At 60.8% G+C, this 16,869-nt stretch carries 17 protein-coding genes; 12 read left to right on the top strand and 5 right to left on the bottom strand.

Features of this window, described 5'->3' with window-relative positions:
- Positions 1-40: 40 nt before the first annotated feature.
- On the bottom strand, positions 41-355 hold the full coding sequence (locus NW835_RS07255) for a hypothetical protein (protein ID WP_414364025.1): 315 nt from the start codon (positions 353-355) through the stop codon (positions 41-43).
- Positions 356-467: 112 nt separating this feature from the next.
- On the opposite strand from NW835_RS07255, the gene NW835_RS07250 reads away from it, so the two are divergent.
- Positions 468-1,094 carry a pseudouridine synthase gene (locus NW835_RS07250; protein ID WP_414378345.1) on the top strand — a complete coding sequence of 209 codons (627 nt, stop codon included), beginning with the start codon at positions 468-470 and terminating at the stop codon, positions 1,092-1,094.
- Here the strand turns inward: NW835_RS07250 and hisB are convergent.
- Positions 1,077-1,697 carry an imidazoleglycerol-phosphate dehydratase HisB gene (hisB, locus tag NW835_RS07245; protein WP_414378334.1) on the bottom strand — a complete coding sequence of 207 codons (621 nt, stop codon included), beginning with the start codon at positions 1,695-1,697 and terminating at the stop codon, positions 1,077-1,079. The genes NW835_RS07250 and hisB overlap by 18 nt on opposite strands.
- A gap of 276 nt (positions 1,698-1,973) precedes the next feature.
- Here hisB and NW835_RS07240 point away from each other — a divergent pair, with 276 nt between their 5' ends.
- The 4 genes from NW835_RS07240 to NW835_RS07225 all read left to right on the top strand — a co-directional run bounded on the left by NW835_RS07240 (position 1,974) and on the right by NW835_RS07225 (position 6,592).
- Positions 1,974-3,383, top strand: a complete 1,410-nt coding sequence (locus NW835_RS07240; protein ID WP_414414915.1) for a RecQ family ATP-dependent DNA helicase — start codon at positions 1,974-1,976, stop codon at positions 3,381-3,383.
- Between the two features lie 98 nt (positions 3,384-3,481).
- Positions 3,482-5,308, top strand: coding sequence for a glycoside hydrolase family 3 N-terminal domain-containing protein (locus tag NW835_RS07235; RefSeq protein WP_414414914.1), 1,827 nt, complete (start codon positions 3,482-3,484; stop codon positions 5,306-5,308).
- A 279-nt stretch (positions 5,309-5,587) separates the two neighbouring features.
- Complete coding sequence (locus tag NW835_RS07230) at positions 5,588-5,905, top strand: c-type cytochrome (RefSeq protein WP_414364028.1); 318 nt, start codon at positions 5,588-5,590, stop codon at positions 5,903-5,905.
- A gap of 9 nt (positions 5,906-5,914) precedes the next feature.
- Positions 5,915-6,592, top strand: coding sequence for a diacylglycerol/polyprenol kinase family protein (locus NW835_RS07225; RefSeq protein ID WP_414364029.1), 678 nt, complete (start codon positions 5,915-5,917; stop codon positions 6,590-6,592).
- A gap of 41 nt (positions 6,593-6,633) precedes the next feature.
- Here NW835_RS07225 and NW835_RS07220 read toward each other — a convergent pair whose 3' ends face one another.
- The gene (locus NW835_RS07220) at positions 6,634-6,993 is read right to left on the bottom strand and encodes a hypothetical protein (protein WP_414364030.1); all 360 of its coding nucleotides are present in this window, start codon (positions 6,991-6,993) and stop codon (positions 6,634-6,636) included.
- Between the two features lie 329 nt (positions 6,994-7,322).
- Positions 7,323-7,583, bottom strand: coding sequence for a helix-turn-helix domain-containing protein (locus tag NW835_RS07215; RefSeq protein ID WP_041438621.1), 261 nt, complete (start codon positions 7,581-7,583; stop codon positions 7,323-7,325).
- 363 nt (positions 7,584-7,946) lie between these two features.
- Here NW835_RS07215 and NW835_RS07210 point away from each other — a divergent pair, with 363 nt between their 5' ends.
- On the top strand, positions 7,947-9,059 hold the full coding sequence (locus NW835_RS07210; RefSeq protein ID WP_414364031.1) for an RpoD/SigA family RNA polymerase sigma factor: 1,113 nt from the start codon (positions 7,947-7,949) through the stop codon (positions 9,057-9,059).
- A gap of 118 nt (positions 9,060-9,177) precedes the next feature.
- On the top strand, positions 9,178-9,855 hold the full coding sequence (locus NW835_RS07205) for a Mo-dependent nitrogenase C-terminal domain-containing protein (protein ID WP_414414913.1): 678 nt from the start codon (positions 9,178-9,180) through the stop codon (positions 9,853-9,855).
- 117 nt (positions 9,856-9,972) lie between these two features.
- Here the strand turns inward: NW835_RS07205 and NW835_RS07200 are convergent, their stop codons facing one another.
- Complete coding sequence (locus NW835_RS07200) at positions 9,973-11,400, bottom strand: folate/biopterin family MFS transporter (protein WP_414414912.1); 1,428 nt, start codon at positions 11,398-11,400, stop codon at positions 9,973-9,975.
- Positions 11,401-11,682: 282 nt separating this feature from the next.
- Between NW835_RS07200 and rph the strand changes: the two genes are divergently transcribed.
- From rph to glgA, 5 genes are all read left to right on the top strand, one after another.
- Positions 11,683-12,411, top strand: coding sequence for a ribonuclease PH (gene rph / locus NW835_RS07195; protein WP_414364052.1), 729 nt, complete (start codon positions 11,683-11,685; stop codon positions 12,409-12,411).
- 248 nt (positions 12,412-12,659) lie between these two features.
- Complete coding sequence (locus NW835_RS07190) at positions 12,660-13,895, top strand: response regulator (RefSeq protein ID WP_414385232.1); 1,236 nt, start codon at positions 12,660-12,662, stop codon at positions 13,893-13,895.
- Positions 13,896-13,921: 26 nt separating this feature from the next.
- Entirely contained in the window at positions 13,922-14,557 is a 636-nt protein-coding gene (locus NW835_RS07185) for a riboflavin synthase (protein ID WP_414364035.1), read from the top strand.
- A 25-nt stretch (positions 14,558-14,582) separates the two neighbouring features.
- Complete coding sequence (locus NW835_RS07180; protein ID WP_414414911.1) at positions 14,583-15,152, top strand: shikimate kinase; 570 nt, start codon at positions 14,583-14,585, stop codon at positions 15,150-15,152.
- Between the two features lie 500 nt (positions 15,153-15,652).
- Positions 15,653-16,869: glycogen synthase GlgA (gene glgA, locus NW835_RS07175; protein ID WP_414414923.1), on the top strand; the 1,217-nt coding region annotated here is incomplete at its 3' end.

Below are 16,869 nucleotides of genomic sequence, written 5' to 3'. Positions count from 1 at the left end.
GCCCACCTGCCGACTTAGGCAAAACGGGGGAAGAGCAGCTTCAAGGGGTGGCCTCCGGCGTCTCCTCTGTTCTAGCGGCGGTATCGGCAAGCGGCTCGGAGGTAGCGGCTGGGGCATTGGGTGTATTAGGCGCTACCTCTGCCTCCTGGAGAGAGGCGGAGGGTTCGAGCTCGGCTTTTGGCTCTGTGGCGGTGGGCTCGGGGGCAGCAGCAGCAGCTTGGGCAGCCTCTTCCTGCTTTTGCCGCTCGTAGCGGCGCCGTTTGATCCCCTCATCCACCCACACGTACACCAGACTGAGAAGGGAGAGCCCTGCCGTTCCAATTAAAACCCAGAGTAGATTGTTGTCTATCGTCATGAGGTGAGATCCGTCAAACTCTGCCGCCAGGGGGAAACGCTGCCCTCAAGACTTGATCTTACCGTTGAAGCTGCTCTGCCCAACCTTAAAAGACGGGATCCACCCTTTTGCCATGCGCTACCTCAAGTTTTACAAACCCTACGGCGTGCTCACCCAATTTACCGACCGGCAGGGGCGGCCAACCCTCAAGTCTTTCATCCCGGTGCCCAGGGTCTATCCGGTGGGGCGGTTGGATCGAGATAGCGAAGGTCTGCTTCTGCTAACCGACGATGGTCGCCTCAACGCCCGCCTCATCGATCCCAAGTTTGGCCACGAGCGCACCTACTGGGTGCAGGTGGAAGGGATCCCCACGCCGCAGGCTCTGCAACAGTTGGAAAAAGGGGTGATCATCCAGGGGCGGAAAACCCGCCCTGCCCAGGTGAGGGTTCTCACCGAAGAGCCACCCTTGCCACCGCGGGATCCGCCCATTCGCTTTCGCCGCTCCATCCCCACCACCTGGCTGGAGCTGACGCTGCGGGAAGGTCGCAATCGCCAGGTGCGCCGCATGACCGCCGCTGTCGGCATCCCAACTCTGCGATTGGTGCGAGTGCGGCTGGGCCCTCTCTCGCTGGAGGGACTGGCTCCCGGCCAGTGGCAGGATCTCAGTGAGGCGGAGTTGGCCCGCCTGCGGCAGTGTTGTTTTGGCCAGCCACGCCGTCCCCAGCTCAGGCAGGAGTTAAGTTTACAGCACTCCTTTTGAGCTGGGGATCTCATCCTGTCGGCGCGGATCCCGCTCTACGGCCATGCGCAGAGCGCGGGCAAAGGCTTTGAAACTGGCTTCAACAAGGTGGTGGGCATTGAGGCCGGCTGCCTGGCGGATGTGCAGGGTCAGCTGGGCGTGGTTGACCAATGCCTGGTAAAACTCTCGCACCAACTGGGTTTCGTAGCGGCCAATGCGCTCCACAGTTAGCTCCAGGCCGTAGCTGAGGTGGGGGCGTCCGGAAAAATCCAGTACCACCTGCACCAAGGCCTCATCCAAAGGCGCCCAGAAGTGGCCAAAACGGTAAATGCCGCGCCGATCCTGCAGCGCCTGGGCTAGGGCTTGTCCCAACGTGATGCCCACATCTTCGTTGGTGTGGTGATCGTCGATGTGCAGATCCCCCACCGCTTTGATCTGGAGATCAATCAGCCCATGGGTGCTGAGCTGGGCCAGCATGTGGTCCAAAAAGGGGATCCCCGTGTCGATCTCGTGCTGCCCCTTGCCATCGAGGTTGAGGCGAACCTGCACGTCCGTCTCTGCTGTGCGACGGTGAACAAAAGCCACTCTGGGCTGGAGCGAGCACGTGGAATCTAGGGCAGTCATGGGAACCAAAGCAGCAGGAACACCCCACCTCTAGCATCGCACAAGCCTGCTGCCCTATGGCTACTGCAACCCCACCTTGCCAGCCTGAGCAGGCATCATCGCTTCCCCGCTAGCCCCGATCCCAGCCGTCCAGCCTAGGGAGTGGATCTGGCAGGGGGTTTCCCTCACCCCTGCCCCCTCTTCCTTTGGGAGGATCTGAAGTGGCCTGGAACTTCCCTCGAGGAAGTCGCTGTAGATTGCTGTAGGTAGAGAGATCGCGGCAAAGGGGATTGCCGTTTGCAGGATTGGCAGCAGGTTTACTCTGCCCTCAAGCGGTACTGGGGCTACGAGGCGCTGCGGCCGCCCCAGGATCGGGTAATCCGCGCCTTGCTGGAGAAGCGGGATGCCCTCGTGGTGCTGCCGACGGGTTTTGGCAAGTCCTTGTGTTTTCAACTGCCGGCTTTGCTGCAGACAGGCCTGACCTTGGTGGTCTCACCCCTGATTGCCCTGATGGAGGACCAAGTTCAGGATCTCTGGAGGCGCCGTCTGCCGGCAGCCTGTCTGCACAGCGAGCTGGAACCGGCTCTGCGCAAGCGAGTGTTGCGGGCGTTGGCGGAGAATCGGCTGCGTCTACTCTATCTAGGGCCGGAAACCCTCTTTAGCCCGCCGGTCTGGGAGCGGCTGCAACAGGTGCCTATCAACGGCCTCATGGTGGACGAGGCGCACACCTTGGTGCACTGGGGAGGATCCTTCCGGCCCGACTACCGCCGCCTGGGGTTAGTGCGTCCTGCCTTGGGCCAGCCTGCCTTTCCCATCGCTGCCTTTACTGCCACCGCCGATCCCGAAACCCTCAACCGCCTGCGCCACATCCTAGGGCTACAGCAGCCGGAGTGCATCCGCGCCGATCCCCTGCGGGCCAATATCTCCCTCAATGTGGAGGTGGCCTGGAGCCCAGCGGATCGCCGTCGCCGCCTGCTGCGCTTCCTGGCCGAAAACCCCGGCTCGGGCCTGGTGTATGTGCGCACCCGCCGGGATGGGGAGGAGCTGGCCGAGTGGCTGGGCCGACAAAACCAGAAAACCGCCACCTACCACGGCGGGCTGGAAGCGGGATCCCGCCGCCAGCTGGAACGGGCTTGGCTAGAGGGCAAGCTGCGCTTTTTGGTCTGTACCAACGCCTTTGGCATGGGCATCAACAAGCCGGACGTGCGTTGGGTGCTGCACTTTCACCCGCCCCCTAACTTGATGGACTATCTGCAGGAGGTGGGGCGGGGCGGGCGGGATGGTGGCCCTTGCCGGGCCCTCATGCTTGTCTCGGAGCCGACGGGCCTGCTGGATCCCACCGATCGCCAGCGCCAAGCCTATTTCTATTCCCAGCAGGAGCGCCTGCTGGCCCAAGCACGGCGTTTGCTCCAAACTCTGCCCTCCCAGGGATCCTATGCCGACTTGCCCCCCGGGGAGACACGGGTGGCCCTGGGCCTGTTACAGGAAATGGGCTGTCTGCACTGGCCAGATCCCTTTCACTTCCAGGTGCTGCACCGCCGCTGGCAACCGCCACGGCGGGAGGATCCCTGGCGGGGGATGGAGGACTTCATCCACAGCCGCGGCTGTCGCTGGCAGGCAATTTTGCAACATTTTGGCTACCCTGAGAACCAGTCCGGCCTGCCCTGCGGCACCTGCGACCGCTGCCGGGCTTCCCAAAGGCGTTGAGGGTTTCGGCAGCCGGCAGAGGGGTTAGGATCTTTGCGCTTGCCCGGCGTTTTCGCAAAGGATAGGATCCCCTCGCTTTCCCCTTGCTGATGGTGTCCATGAGTGGTTCGGGATCCCCGGTCGCTGCCCTTGAGCAGCCCTTGTCCTTAGCACGGCAGGTGGCCCAACTGCTGGTGGTGCCGGTTTCGGCCCGCCTGGGATCCCAGTCTCCTCCCCGAGAGGTCCTCAAGCGACTGATCCAAGAGGTGGGGATCGGGGGCCTCTGGATTACTGAGGGCCATGTGGCAGAGGCCCTGCTGCTGATCGAGGAGGCGCAGTCTTGGGCTGCCCTGCCCCTTTTGGTGGCAGCCGAGGCCAGTCGCGGCCTGGCGCTGGCGGGGGCTACTTCTTTCCCCCACCCCCTGGGCCTAAGCCGCCTGGGATCCGAAGCCGAGCGCTGGGCAGAACAGTGGGGAAGGATCACGGCGCGGGAGGCAGCGGCCATCGGCATTAACTGGCTGCTTGGCCCGGTGACTGAGCCCCTGGGGCAAAGCCCAGCAGAGCTGGCGCTGGCGGAGGAGCCGCACCTGGCGTTGCAACTGGCGCGGGCCTTTGTGCGCGGATGTGAGCAAGCCGTCCCCGGCGGGATCCTGACCACTGCCAGATCCTTCCCCGGCCGGGATTGGGTGGAGTCTCTACCAGCAGGCGCAGCGCTGCAGCCAAAGTCAACCGATGTCCCCTGGTGTCCTCGCCTGAGGCTGGCCCTGAGTGAGCTGCAGGAGGGGCCTTGGCTGCCCTTCCGCGGCTTGGTGGAGCAGGTGGGGGCCATCTCGGTTGCGCCAGTGGTGCTGCCAGAGTGGGATGAGCGCTGGCCAATCTCTTTTTTGCCGGGGCGGCTAACGCAACTGCTGCGCCAAGAATGGGGGTTCAGTGGGCTGACTGTGGTCGAGGGCCTCGATCAGGGCTTCTTGGCCGAGCTGGCTGTTCGCGTCAGTGAGACGGAGTCCTCTCCCTGCCCACTGGCAGTGCGGGCCCTCCAGGCCGGCGCTGACCTCCTTTTGGCCCCTCCCGATCCTTTGGCGGCTGTGGCGACCATTGTGGAAGCCGTGCAGCAGGGATCCCTAGACGCCCAGGCCATTGCCCAATCGGTGACGCGGGTGCTGCGGGCCAAACAGCGGCTTTTTCCCTCCACCTCCGCCCTGCTCAAGCAAGTGTGGCCGGCCCTGGCGGAAACAGATTTCAGCCTGGTACCCGGCTGGATGGGGGCTAAGGATCCCACTGACCCGGCCCTCAACCGCGGCTTTTCCGACGAGCAACTAAAGCCCCTGCTGCTGGGGGATCCCCTGGCCAAGGACTCGCCTTTGGCCAAGCTGTTCGGCACACGTCCGCATCTGCCCAGAGTCGCCCAGTTGGGATCCCTTCTAGCAGAGAGCGACATTGCCCCCTGTCAGGCGGCCATGGCCCGCGGTGGAGTGACAGGCGGCCAACCCCTGCCTTTGCCCTTGCCGCCCGGCAGTTGGAACTGGATCTGGCAGGATCTCTCCCTGGGTCCTGAAGCAGTGCTTTTAGCCGAATCTCCTGCCCTGAGCATTCCCGCCAGCTTGGGTCTTCCTCCTCTGCTTAGCCATTCCCTTACCCCCTTGAGCTTGCTGGAGGCAGCTCTAAACAACAGCAGCGGCCAGTGGATTTTCCAAGCCTTTGTTCGCGATCCTCTGCCCAACTATGTGGTGGATTGGCTAGGGCGGCGGCGGGAGCAGGTAGCAGCCGTTGTTATTTATGGAAACCTGCAGGTTGGCTATCGCCTCCGCAGTTACTTGCAAGGGGCCAACGTCATCCACAGCCTCAACACCGATCCCTGGGCCCAGGCAGAAGCCATGCAGCGCCTGTTTCCCCACCGGCTCATCCCAGAGAAACCTAAACCTCAGACAGCTTCAGCAAATAATTAAGAAAAAGTAAATACCGTTACAGATTGTTGGCAGAAAGAAGCCCCTGAGCTATCGTATTGATGGAAATGTAAACTATTGAAACGGTTTCTCTCAGGGTTGTCTGTGCCTTCCTTCCTCTCAGACATCGCTGGATCGGACAGTTCTCGCCCCTCTGGTGACGGTGAGTGTGGGCTTGAGCGAACCTCGCTTCGCTCTCCCTCCCCGCAGCGTCCACAACCGTTCCTCCACGCTTTGCAAGCGCTGCTGGCAGGGCGCTGGGCGACAAAGCTTGGATTGGGCTTGGCTGTTGTGGGTCTGACAATCCTCACCTGGATTTGGCTGGCTGCAGGAGCTGGGCTGGATCCTTACACTGAAGCCGTCCTCAGCCTAGAGGGTCAGCCCAGCCATGGTGCTTCGTTGTTTGCCCTCAACTGTGCTGCCTGTCATGGAGAAGAAGCCGATGGCCGAGTGGGCCCCAGCCTGCGGGGAGTTAGCAGCCGCCGCTCTGACCGGTTTATCATTCATCAGGTAACCAGTGGCAAAACTCCGCCCATGCCCCAGTTTCAGCCGGATCCCCAGGAGATGGCAGATTTGCTCAGCTACTTGAAAACCCTCTGAGGCCAGCTCATGGGTCTGACCCAGCAGCTTGCTTACTACACTCTCTGGCTGGCCTCTGTATTTGCCTTGGCGGAATGGCTGCGCTCCCGACAGGTGGATGGGGAATGGGTGCGCAAAGTCATCCATATCGGTGTGGGCAACATCATTCTGCTGGCCTGGGCTTTGCAGGTGCCCCGCTGGCTCGGGGTGGGATTTTCCTTGGTGTTTGCTGGCTTGGCGCTGCTCTCCTACCGGGTGGCTATTTTGCCTAGCTTGAATGGGGTCGGGCGGCGTAGCTTCGGCACTTTTTTCTATGCTGTCAGCATTGGCCTGTTGCTGTATTGGTTTTGGCTGCCGCAGCGACAGGTATTTGCGGTGATCGGCATTTTGGTGATGACCTGGGCCGACGCGCTAGCGGGCTTGGTGGGCAAAACTTGGGGCAAGCACCCCTATCAACTGGGATCCATTCAAAAAAGTTGGGAGGGATCCCTGACCATGTGGGCAGTGAGCAGCTTGGTGATTGCGGCGCTACTGCTGGGGTACTTCGGCTTTTCTCCCTCCTTGCTCGCCATCAGCCTTTTGGCGGGAGGCATAGCCATGGGCCTAGAGGTCTTCTCTTGGTGGGGGCTGGATAACCTGACCGTGCCTTTGGGCAGCGCCGGGCTCTGCTTTGTCCTGCTGCAGCTTCTGGACGAACTATACCTGTAGCAATTGCTACCCCTGCGACGGGTCTGGCGCGGAAACGGCCTCTAGACCTTGCGGCGTTCTTGTTCTCGCTCTTCTTGTTGCTGCCACTGCCTGATCAGCTCTTTCGCTGCCTGGGGAGTAAAGTAGTCCAGCGCCATCAGCTTGCGGTAGGTGAGGAGCTGCCGCATCTCCAGGGGCATGTCTGCCTTCCGGTAAAAGTAGTGGATGCGGCTGATGTTTTGCTCCATCTCGGCGAACTCCCGCTCCCGCTGCACTTGCTTTTCCCGCTTGAGCACCTCGTGGGGAGCAGACATGCGATTCGGGATCCGCTGCGCGCTGGTGGCTTTGCTAGGGAGAACCCGATGGGCTCCGCTTTGCCGACTGCTGGCGCCGTTGAAACGGTCGAAAAAGAAAGAGAGCATCCCTCAACCTCACACAAGCAGAGAGAAGGAGGTTGTCTTACACCAAATTAACAATATCAAGTTTAGATGAAGCTGTGAAGCCGCCCGTGATCTGGATCCCTTTTGGGAGAACCTGCACCTTCTCCAGGGCGAGGACTGGACTTCCCCTGGGTCACAGGAGAGCTGAGGCAGAGACAGGGCTTGGCCTGGACAGGCGGACTTATAGCTATGCTTCAGTATTTACATGGATACTTGGACGAGGACAGGGGCAAAGCGCAAAAAGGCTTGCGTGCTTTCACGCATAATGACAGGGATCCTGAATAACGGTACATGGTGCTTCCCCGGAGGCGCTACAGGTGAGATTCGTCGCCGCTCAGCAGCCAGGTAACCGAGACCCCCAGCGCCTTGGCAAAAGCCACCAGCTCTTTGTCGATGACGCGTCGTTTGCCCTTTTCCACCTGGCCGATCTTGACGTAGTCCAACTGCACACCGTATTTGGCCAGACGACCCGCCAGTTGATCTTGGGTCAGTTGCAGCTTCTCCCTTACCCAGCGCACCCGCTCTCCGATCAAGTTGGCCGATGGAGGGTGCTGGTTGAGGTTAGACTCCATAGGAGCAAGAGATTGTGAATATTCTTGTCCAGGCTGAGGAAGCCGATGGCTCCCCCGGCGGCCCATGGTAGCCTATGCTGGCAAGGCTACCCCTTCCCTTCTTTACTACTTTATAGAACCTGTTATAGAACCTGTGGGATCCTGCTCGGCAGCAGGCAAGCTAGCTGTCCCCTGGATATCTTACACAAGGTCTAGATCGAAAATCGCTTATGGATGTTTTCGCGCAGGATGCTCTGCTGGCGAGAACTTGGCAGATGGGATCCCTACCACTCCCGCACCCAGCCGGAAAAATTTCCGGGCAAAAAAGAGGGCCATGATCGATTTTCGCTCTCGGCAGGGGGAGAAACTTTTCTAGACTAGGAGGTGACGTTTTCTCCTCACTGGGCCGTGGTTTTCTCTCGTCCTCATCCTGAAGAAGACATTGCCTCATCCCGTCAGGAGCTTGACGATCTGTGGCTTGATGCTGAGTCTGCCTCTCAGGATCCAGCTACAGAGGCCGACCTAGAGCCGAGCGCCAGCGGGTTGCGGCTGAATGAAGACGCCGTCGATCACTACTTGAATACAATTGGTCGGGTGCCCCGCATCGATCACGCGGAGGAGATCGAGCTGTCGCGCAAAATTCAGCAGAAGCTGCTCATCGATCAGGCCCGCAGGGAATGGCGGCAACAGCGGGGGCAGGATCCCAGCGATGAGGAACTGGCGGCAGCCCTGCAGATCCCTGTGGCTACCCTGCGCTCCCGCATCCGCCAGGGGGAGCAGGCTCAGCGTAAGCTGATCAACGCCAACCTGCGCCTGGTGGTCAGTGTGGCCAAGAAGTACCTCAACCGGGGGGTGCCCTTTTTGGACTTGATCCAAGAGGGCAACATGGGTCTCATTCGGGCCACTGAGAAATTCAATGCCGAGCGAGGTTTTCGCTTCAGCACCTATGCCCACTGGTGGATTCGCCAGGGCATTACCCGCTGCATTGCCAACCAAGCCCGGACGATTCGCCTGCCGGTGCATATGGTGGACAAAGTGCGTCTGCTCAAGCGCACCAACCGCGAGCTGATGAAAGCCCGAGGGCGACGGCCCACAGAAGCTGAGCTGGCCGAGGCGCTGGGTATCAAGGTTAAAAAGTTGCGCATGATCCAGCAGGCTGCTGCTTTGCCCCTGTCGCTGGATGTGCCAGTCGGCCAGGAGGGGGAAAGCCGCCTTGGCGATTTGCTGCCAGATGAGCGGCAGGAGCAACCCTTCGAAGGGATCCTGGTGCAATCCCTGCGGCAAGATGTGCGTTCTGCCATGCAAGCCCTAAAGCCAATTGAGAGGAAGGTGTTGGAACTGCGCTATGGGCTGGATGGGCAAAAGGCGAGAACCCTGCGAGAAGTGGGGGATCACTTTAACTTGACGCGGGAGCGGATTCGCCAGATTGAGCGGGATGCTCTGCGCAAGCTGCGTCTAGGCCATCCTTCGCGGGCTTTGGCCCAGTACATTCGCTAGCTTTTGCCGCAGCCTCCCAGGGTTTGGTCGGGGATCCCCGCGCGAGGCGGGTTTTCAGCCCTCGGGATCCGCCTTGCAGCCCCCTAAAATGGTGGTAAGCCAGATCGGGGGGATCCCTATGTCTACCGGTGCCAAGCCTGCTTCTGCCAGGGAGTGCTCGCCGCAACAGGCGCAGCTTTGGTTACGAGGGCTGCTCAGCATTGCTTGGGCCGATGGAGAATATAGCCCCGAAGAGCAGCGACTTATCGAAGATCTCATCCGCTCCGACTGGCCAGAAGACCAGGGGAAAGATCTCGCTCCCCTCTCTCCTGAGGAACTGGCGGCCCAGCTACAGCCGGAGTTGCGGCAAGATTTCCTGCGCACGGCGGTGATGACAGCCGTTGCCGACGGGGTATATTCCGAGCCAGAAGACCGCCTGTTGCACCAGTTGGTCGCTGCCTTTGGACTGGAGCTTCCCCAGCTCCATCTGCTCGGGGCCACGCTGGTCAATAAGGGCGCCACCTCGCCATTGCCGGCAGAGGCTCAGGCCGAGAGCGGCTATACCGACCTTTTGGCTCCCTTGCGCAAGTGGCTGGACGGCATCCAAGTCCGCGACGCGAAGGTAGCCCGCTTCTTGTGCCGTATGATCCCCGGCCAGTGCCCCTTTGAGCGGGAGGTGGTGCTGTTTGGCCGCAAGGTGATACACATCCCCCCCCTGTGCAAGCTCAACCCCCTCTACGACCAGGTGGTGGCCTTGCGCTGCCGCGCCCTCTCCTTCCTGGCAGAGGCCGGGGAAGACATCAGCCAGTACACCTGATGGCTCGCCCTTAAGCATGCCGAAGGCTGCCTCCATCCCTAGCTCCCCTCTCCCTCTAGGAAAAGGGCTGGGGGTGAGGGGTGCTTTTAGGAATGCGTCTGATTGGCAGCCAGCCCCTCAGGAATAGGTTATGTCCGTCTCTCCCAAAGGGATTGCCTCCATCCCTGCCTCGTCCTCTTCCGCGCGCACCTCCCGTAAAAAGGCTTCGAGAGAAGCGTGGGCCTCCGCCTCCAGATCTGCTCCCGCAAGGGTTGTGCCCCCCTCCGGCAGCCAGCCCAAAAGCGGCAGCGGCAAGAGGGTGGACAGGTTGGTTAGCAGCAGCAGCAGCCCCAGATGGCTGAAATCGCTCTCGGTTACCCCCAGCGCGTGCATGAGCAGGGATCCCAACTCTTGAGAGAGAAACCCCGCCAGGTTAAAAGCCGACATCAGCAAGGCGAAGAGGGTAGCTTCGATCCCTGGCGGGCAGAGGCGGGCAGCCAAGACCAGCACGGGCATAAAGGCAATCTGCCCTGCCACCGTCAGCACCAAGCTATCCCCCAGACTAAACCAGTGATCGTCGATGCCCCAAGCCCGATTGAGGTGATAGACCAAGATGAGGCTGGTTAGGCCCAGCCCGGCCGAAAGAACCGTCATCCAGCCAAATAGAGGCCGCAGCGGGATCCGCCGCAGATACACCTGAAAGATTGCCACCCCCACCAAGCTGGCGATGCTGGTAACCAACCGCACCTGTCCCAAAAACTCCGGCCCAAAGCCGAGATCGGTGGTTACAAAGTAAAATAGGGCTACATCGGCGCTGGGGGTTGCCTGCCAGAGAAAGACAAACAACACCGGCAAGAGAATGCTGGGTTGCCGCAGCGCCCGCCACACCTGTCCCACCTGCTGCCGCAAGGGATCCCAGCCAAAGGAGCAGGCCACCGGCTGATCCACAATTACCCAAGCCGCCAGGGCAATCAGCAGCGGCAACAAGGCCGTCAGCCCGAACACCACCTGAGGCGGGTAGTGGGCCAGGAGCGCCCCCCCGGTATAGGCAGTGAGCAGGGATCCGAAAGCCGTCGCCCCCCAAGACAAAGACTGCAGCGTGCCTGTCCCCGACCAGTCGCTGCCGTGAACCCGCTCCACCACCAGCGAATCCACGATCACATCCCCCACCGCCACCGCCAGGGATCCCAAAACCATCCACAGCATCGCCCACTCAGCCGTTGGCGCCCACAGGGCCATCCCCAGCCAAGCCCCACATCCCAGCAGCCCAGAGAGCAAGAGGTAGGAACGGCGGCGGTAGCCTGCCAGCGGCAGCATATCCGACAGGAGCCCATAGAGCGGCTTGAGGGTCCAGGGGATCACGGCAAAGCCCATCAACGCCGCCACCTGCGCTGGGCCGAGGCCCAGGCTATCCTTCAAGTAAAAACTGGTAGCCAGCCGCGCCAGCCCCACCGCCCCTTGCACAAAGTACACCAGCAGGATCCCGAACAGTTCCGGCGTCCAGTGGATGTCCTGCAGGGGCTCCAGAGTGGATCGGCGCAGCTGTTGCAGCAGGGGGTGGAGCATGGGCAATCTTGTCCTTGTCGCTTCCTGTCTCTGCCGTTGTCCCGCAGGACTGCTCTTGCAGCATTGTCTTGCCGCAACAATAGCAACAGCAGGAGGTGAGAGTTAAGAACTTCTTTACACTGTAACCTGCTCAACTGGAACCTGCCCAACCGGCCCACGGCTGCGATCCTCCAGACCCCCGCCTGTCAAGGCGCCGGCGGCACTTCTGTAGAGATTCCAAGCCGTGAGCTGCCTCTGGTAGACATGACTGACAATGCGAGGGATCCTTATTTTGAACTGCTCATGAGCTGGCAACGCCCCGATGGTCGCACGGCTGCCCAATTGCGCCCGATTTCCTTTCAGCGTCACTTCACCCGCTACGCTCCGGGCTCAGTGCTGGTGAAGTTTGGCGATACCCATGTCCTCTGCACCGCCAGTGTGGCCGAAGAGGTTCCCCCCTTTTTGCAGAACACCGGCCAAGGCTGGCTGACGGCGGAGTACCGCATGCTGCCCACCGCCACCCAACAGCGCCAGCCGCGAGAAACGCTAAAAGTCTCAGGCCGCACCGCCGAGATCCAACGGCTTATCGGGCGTAGCCTGCGCGCCGCCTTGGATTTCCACAGGCTGGGATCCCGCACCATCACCGTCGATGCAGACGTCCTGCAAGCCGATGGCAGCACGCGCACCGCCGCGATCACCGGTGGCTATGTGGCCCTGCACGACGCCATCACTTGGCTTTACAAACAGGGGCTGCTGGATCCGGCGCAGGGATCCCCCTTGCGGCAGCAGGTGGCGGCCCTTTCGGTGGGGATCGTGCGAGGCGAGGTGCTGGTGGATTTGTGCTACGAGGAGGACAGCCAAGCAGAAGTGGACATGACCATTGTCATGAACGAGCAGGGAGCCTTGATCGAGATTCAGGGCACCGCCGAAGCCGGCTGCTTCGACCGCTCGCAACTGTTGCAGATGTTGGATATGGCCCAGGCCGGCATCCAGGAATTGCTCCAGGCCCAGCGAGAGACTCTAAACTCGTAGCCGACGGGCCTTGTTGCAGCCGGGAGCCCAGCCTGAGCCTTGAAGCGGTTCCGGTCGGGTGGCTGCTGGCCTCGAGAGAAGAAAAGGGTTCCCAGAGTTCTGCTTATTCTGCTTGTGTTTCTCTTTGGTGAAGAAACCATAATGAGATGAAGCAGCCCTGAATCACGGCTTCCTCTGCAAGCTTGGGTGTGTGGCCGAGGTGAATTCATACTCATTTGGCCTCGAGAGGTGGGCCCGGAGGACAGCACATGTCCCATTTTGTGTTTGCATCGGCGGAACTGGCGCCCCTGCTCAGGCAGCAAGCGCGACGGTTTACCACCGGCTATCTGCACCTCCACCTCAAAGGGGGAGATCCCGCTGAGGGCACGGAGCCTTGGGTGCTGACCTACTACTACGGCAGGCTGCTCTTTTCCGCCGATCAACCCCTCAACCCCCAGATCCTGCTAAAGCGCCTATCCCGCTTTATTCCCCGCCTCAACTTGGAATGGTCACAGCGGGCTATCCGAGTGCTACAGGAGCGGCTGATAAAAGACAACTCCCTGCCGGAACTGCTAGAGGCCATCGCCCAGTTGGGCCTGATCAAGCCAGGTGAGCTGGAAGACGCCCTCTGGCTTAACCTGCTCACCGATTTCGATCGCTATCTCTTTGAGCGGGCAGGCACCTGTTCCTTTGAAGTGCAGGGACGGGTTGCCCAAGAAGCCCCCATTGGCGGGTTTGAGTTGGAACCGCTGCTGCAAGAAGCGGCTCGCCGCCACGACCGCTGGGCGGAGTTGAAGGCGGTGATCCCCACGCTGCTGGCGGTGCCAGTGGTCAACTGGGATCGGGTCAACCGCTATCGCCTCACCGACGAACAGCGGCAAAAGCTGCACGCCCTCACCAAGGATGGCCAGTCACTGGAGGCCATTGCCAAGAAGCTGTGTCGGGATCGGCTGGAGGTGGCCAGCCTCTTCGCTGCCTGGGCCAAAAAAGGTCTGGTGAGCCTGCAAACGCCCCCAGAACTGTTGCAGGCCAAGCGCCACGCTTCCACAACCCTCTTGGCGGTGGACGACAGTGTCGTGATGCAAGAAATCCTGCGGCAGTCCCTCTCCAAATATCACGTGATTACAACGGGCAACCCTGCCGAGGTGCTCCCCCTCTTGTTTCAGCACCGGCCTCACCTGCTACTAATGGACATCGCCATGCCCGGGATCGACGGCCTAGAACTCTGCCGCGTTGTGCGCAGCCTGGAAGAGTTCAAGTCCCTTCCTATCCTGATGGTTACCTCGCGGGATAGTTTGCTGGATCGCATCCGCGGCAAGTGGTCGGGAGCAACCGGCTACCTGACCAAGCCTTTTAGCGAAAGCCAGCTCAATGCCGAGGTGGAGCGACTCTTGGCCCAGCAGCAAGATCACCCCTCCCCCCGCTCTCCCCGAGGAGCCAAAACCAATCCGCCCAGCCCAGGGCTGGGATACCTTTTCCCCTTTGGGGATCAGGCCAAGGCCTAGTAAGGAGAGCCAAGGAGGCCAAAGCCATGTTTACAGGTCTGGTGCGCAGTTTGGGTACAGCTCAGTTGATCTCCTCTTCACAGGTACGGGTTACCTGCCCAGAGCTACAGCCGCAGTTGGCCTATGGCGATAGTGTGGCGGTGGATGGCCTCTGCCTGACGGTAGTGGAGATCCTGCCCGATGGCTTTTTGGCCGATGTCTCGCCGGAAACGCTGCGCCGCTCGGTTTGGGGCCAGGGATCCGGCCCGCGCACCGTTAACCTCGAGCCGTCCCTACGGGTGGGGGACAAGTTAGGGGGGCATTTCGTTAGCGGCCATATCGATGGGGTGGGACAACTGTGGGATCAAGCTGCCACTGGCAACGCCTGGGAGCTGAGCTTCAAGGTGCCGGCGGAGATCGGTCGCTACATCGTGCCCAAAGGCAGCGTGGCAGTGAACGGGGTGAGCCTGACTATCGCCGAGGTGCGGCAGGGAGGCTGCTGGTTCAAAGTGGCGGTAATCCCGCAGACCTACCGCGAGACCAACCTCTCCTTGCTGCAGGTGGGGGATCCGGTGAACGTGGAGGCGGACATACTGGGCAAGTATGTGGAAAAATTATTAGGGCTGGCTCCGCCGGAGAGCAACGTCTCCCTGGAGTTTCTAGCCGAGCATGGCTATGTTTAGATCCTGCTAGCCTCTCTCCCACCTCATGATCCGCCCAGAAGAAGCCAAGCGCCTTCGCGGCGCCAATGTCTACTTAGTTGGGATGATGGCCAGCGGCAAGTCCACACTGGGAGCTGAGCTGGCAGCCCAACTGCGCTGCCCATTTTTTGACACTGACGTGCTGGTGGAGCAGGTGGCAGGTTGTTCCATCACCCAGATCTTTGCCGAGCAGGGGGAGACCCACTTCCGGGAGCTGGAAACCCAGGTGTTGGCCCAGTTGAGCAGCTACACCCGCCTGGTAGTTGCCACGGGGGGCGGCATCGTGTTGAGGCCCAAGAATTGGAGCTATTTGCACCACGGCCTCACCGTTTGGCTGGATGCGGCCCCTGAGCTCATTTGGCAACGGCTGAGCCGGGATCCCGGCCAACGGCCCCTGTTGCAAACCCGCGATCCCCAGGCCGCTTTGCAAAGGCTAATGCAGGAGCGAGAACCTTTCTACGCCCAGGCCGACGTGCGGGTGCCCATCCGGTCAGAAACCAGCCCGTCCCAGTTAGCCGAACAGGTTTGGCAGGCCATTTGCGCCCGCTTGCGAGCCCAGCCGCCTTGCAACCCATGAAGCCAATAAAGTGCAATGCAGCGGCGCCCACAGTATTTCTAAGCGCCTCTGTTCTTCTATCTTACGAAAATCAAATTCAACACGGCAGAGTAGCTTAGTAGCCCTCCGTCCTGCTAGCGCAAGTAGTGCGGGGTAGAAAAGCCTTCGAGCAGCTTTAGCTGCTCACCAATGACGCGGGTCGTTACTATAGCTTTGGCTCACCACTCAGCAACCATAGACTACGGCTGTCAGCAGGTTCTGATTCAGGACAGAAAGCTAGTAGCCCTACTGGAGTACCTCTGCCAGCAGTCCAACAAGGTCTACGATAGGGCTCTGCCCCAGCTTGGCCGGCATAGGGATCCCTTGTGTTTTAGGATGGGGAGGGTTTTGGCCGAGGGAACTGGGCCGGGAGCCGTCCGCCTCAGCAAAACAAAGGTCATCGCGATAGGGAGGGCATTGTGGTGCAAGCCAGGATTTTGTTTGCAGCGGCGGAAGCAGCACCCCTGGCAAAGGTGGGGGGCATGGCGGATGTGGTGGGATCCCTGCCCGTCGTTTTGCGCAAGCTGGGTCAGGATGTGCGCATCATCATGCCCCTGTACGGGTTTCTCTGGGACAAGTTCGGCCCAGAACCGGAGCAATATCCCCGCTCCAAGGATCCCATCTGGTCCAAACAGGTCATGGGCCAGGTGGCCGATATTTACGAAAGCGTTTTGCCCGGCACCGATGTGCCCCTTTACCTGGTCAGCCACTACTGTTTTGCCCCCCATCGCATCTACTACGGCGAGGACGAGTTCTGGCGCTTTACCTTCTTCGCCAATGCCGTGGCCGAGTTTGCCTGGACCTACTACCCCTGGAGGCCCAACATTATCCACTGCCACGACTGGCACACCGGCATGATCCCGGCCTGGATGCACCAGGCTCCTGACATCGGCACCGTCTTTACCATCCACAACCTGGCCTATCAAGGGCCCTGGCGTTGGCAACTGGAACGCATGACCTGGCTGCCCTGGTATTTTTCCGCCCACAACACCATGGCTGCCGGGATCCTCTATGCCGACCAGGTGAATACGGTTTCGCCCACCTACGCCATGGAGATCCGCACCAGCCTCCATGGAGAGGGCCTACAGGATCTGCTGGCCTGGAAGGGAGAGCGCCTGCGCGGGATCCTGAATGGGATCGACACCGAGAAGTTCGATCCCCGCACCGATCCCGCTCTTGAGGCTAATTTCAGTATCGACGACCTAAGCGGTCGGGCGGTAAACAAAGCCGCGTTACAGGCCCGCCTGGGCTTGACCGTCAACCCCGACGTGTTCCTGATGGGCATGGTGGCCCGTTTGGTGGAACAGAAAGGGATCGATCTGCTCATCCAAACCTTGGATCGCTTTTTGGCCTATAGCGATTCACAATTTGTCTTGCTGGGCAGCGGCGAAGCCTACTACGAGGGGCGGCTCCGGGAGATGGCCGAGCGGCACCCGGGCAGAATGGCCTATCAACAGGGTTACCAGCCGCAACTGGCCCAGTTGATCTACGGAGGAGCAGACGCCTTTTTGATGCCCAGCCGCTTTGAACCCTGTGGCATCAGCCAGATGATCGCCATGCGCTACGGGTGTGTGCCCATTGCCCGCCGCACAGGAGGGCTGGTGGATACGGTCAGCCATCACATTCCCAGCAAGGGGATCGGTACGGGCTACTGCTTTGACCGCTACGAAGCCCTGGACTTCTACACCTGCTTGGCGCG

Source organism: Synechococcus sp. OH2, assembly GCF_047462155.1.
In the GTDB taxonomy this organism is placed as follows: Bacteria; Cyanobacteriota; Cyanobacteriia; order Thermostichales; family Thermostichaceae; genus Thermostichus.
The sequence above is the reverse complement of the archived record's forward strand: the minus strand, read 5'-3'. Positions and strand labels throughout refer to the sequence as shown.